General features: G+C 29.9%; 3 protein-coding genes. All 3 read left to right on the top strand.

The window, feature by feature from the left end; genetic code table 11:
* The first annotated feature begins 8 nt into the window (after positions 1-8).
* Positions 9-1,388: a 23S rRNA (uracil(1939)-C(5))-methyltransferase RlmD gene (gene rlmD / locus VK998_RS11060; RefSeq protein ID WP_414713602.1), complete on the top strand. Its 1,380-nt coding sequence runs from the start codon at positions 9-11 to the stop codon at positions 1,386-1,388.
* 517 nt (positions 1,389-1,905) lie between these two features.
* Positions 1,906-2,103: a hypothetical protein gene (locus tag VK998_RS11055; RefSeq protein ID WP_325228276.1), complete on the top strand. Its 198-nt coding sequence runs from the start codon at positions 1,906-1,908 to the stop codon at positions 2,101-2,103.
* A gap of 15 nt (positions 2,104-2,118) precedes the next feature.
* A partial coding sequence (locus VK998_RS11050; protein WP_325228274.1) for a hypothetical protein occupies positions 2,119-2,524 on the top strand: 406 nt, incomplete at its 3' end.

Genomic DNA, 2,524 nt, shown 5'->3' with positions numbered 1-2,524 from the left:
AGTACCCTATGAGTCAATATAAAGTTGGAGATAAAATAAAATTAAATATCATTGATATAAATAATGAAGGTATGGGAGTAGGAAGACATGAAGGATTTACTTTTTTTGTTGAGGGAGGAATTTTAGGAGACAAAGTATTTTTTGAAATAGTAGAGTTAAAGAAAAGATATGGGATGGGAAAGACATTAGAAATATTAGAAAAATCCCCTTATAGAATAGAATCTAAGTGTAAGTTCTTTCCACAGTGTGACGGATGTCAACTTCAAAATTTAGATTATAAAAAACAACTGGAATTAAAGAGGAATATGGTGGAAAACAATTTGAAGCGAATAGGGAAGATAAAAAATATATATGTAAAGGATACTATAGGAATGGAGTATCCTTTTAGATATAGGAATAAGGCAGAATTTAAAGTGGGAAAAAATTATAGAATAGGCTATTACAAAAGAGGAACCCATGATATTGTACCTGTAGGTAAATCTATTATTCAAAATGAAATTGTAGACGATATATTAATTTTAATTAAAGAATATATGGAAAAATTCAAAGTAGAAGGCTATGATAGGAAGAGTAAAAAAGGTATAATTAAAAATTTGTTAATAAGAACAACTAAAGATAATAAAGCTATGGTAGTAATCGTAACAAAATCTGAAAACCTTCCTTACAAAAATGAATTGATAGAAATGTTAACTTTCCCAGACAAGAGAGTCTCTACTATTTTTTCTGATACTATAGTAAGTATATACCAAAATGTAAAAAAGAATGATACATCGGTAATATTAGGAGCTAAAGATATAAAATTATACGGAGAAGATAGGATTTTAGATTATATAGGGGAATACAAATTTTTGATTTCTCCAAAATCCTTCTTTCAAGTAAACTCTGTGCAAACGGAAGTATTATATAATAAAGTGGTAGAGTATTTAAGCTTAAATGGAAATGAAACTGTAGCAGATTTATATTGCGGAATAGGTACAATAGCTTTATATATTTCTAGATATGCAAAGAAGGTCTATGGGGTAGAAATAGTAAAGGATGCTATAGAAGATGCCAAGGAAAATGTGAGATTGAATAATGTAGATAATGTAGAATTTATTATTGGCAAAAGTGAAGAAGTGTTGCCAAAGCTAAACAAAAAGGGAATTAAGCTTGATGCCATAGTATTAGACCCTCCTAGGAAAGGCCTTGATAAAGAATTAATAGATTCCATAATAGATGCAAATCCAGAAAAAATAGTCTATGTATCCTGTAATCCATCTACACTGGCTAGAGATTTAGGTTATCTGGTTAAAAAAGGCTATAAGGTACTAGAAGCACAACCGGTGGATATGTTTCCTCATACTATGCACGTGGAGTGTATAGCGTTACTACAAAGAGAAACTATGTAGAAATCCTTAGATTTAAGCTCTTTCATGACTATTTTGAGTTTATAGAAGATGAGCCTAATTATAAGAAAAGGTGCTGAAAAAGTATTTTAATGTGACCGTAGTGGTTGACCTAGTTAGTGGAGACACAAGGAAATAGATTATAAAAGATGAGAATCAGCAAGGAATGAAAACTTGCTGATTTTTGCATATGTGATTTCAGACTTATCAAAAGGACAAGTCAAGAATGGTGATTTTGATAAGTCTAGAATGGCAAAAAGGAAAAGCCTAGACTTGTCAAAAAGACAATCTAACTATATAGAGATTAGTTAGATTGATAAGAGTTATATTGATATTAGGGCTGATACGGTGATTTGCAGTATTAGTATAGAAATCGTTTTTTGCTAAATCCTAAAAGATGTTAAAAATACAAGGAAATAGTAGATTAATAAAAATATTTTATTATAAAGTTTACACTTTGGCAGAGTTAAGGATATATATATTAAAATATAAAATACAACAAAACTAAGGAGCTGGTTTAATGAAAGATATTAAATTTAATAAAATGACAGGTTATATTTTGCACAAAACAACAGATAATGATTTCCAATTATGTAAGATTTTAAAAGAATATGACAATATTGAAGATGCACAAAAAGATCTGGTAAGCTTGCTAACTAATAATACTACAGAAAAGAAATTGTTGAAGGAGAACTCTAAGATAAGGAAAATAGAATAAGGGGGAGGAAATGCAATGAAAAGCAGAAGAATAAAAAATGGAGTAGGAAGATTAACAGCTAAAGAGGTATTTGAATTCTATGCAGGAACAGATGAAAAAACATTTCTATCAAATTTCCACTATGATAACCCACCAGTAACAGATATTAGGGAAATGTGTAGAATTTATGCAATGGAAATACCAGGAAATGAGGGTCTATTATTTTCACTTGAGGAACTGAAAAATATAGAAAGTATCTTATTAGGGCATTTGGAAAACTATATTGAAAGCAAGGGTGGAATGGATAAAGTTGAATTATATACAAGAGAAGAATTAGATAAGATAGATGAGCAAGATACCGAAGAAGTGCTGGATGCATTAGCAAATTACTATGGATTAAGCAGGGAAGAACTTAGTTTAGCTTTGAGAAAAGGGAGGGAAA

It is taken from the genome of Schnuerera sp., from assembly GCF_035459645.1.
Classification (GTDB): Bacteria; Bacillota; Clostridia; order Tissierellales; family Tepidimicrobiaceae; genus Schnuerera.
Note: the sequence above shows the minus strand (reverse complement) of the source record. Positions and strands in the feature narration are given on the sequence as shown.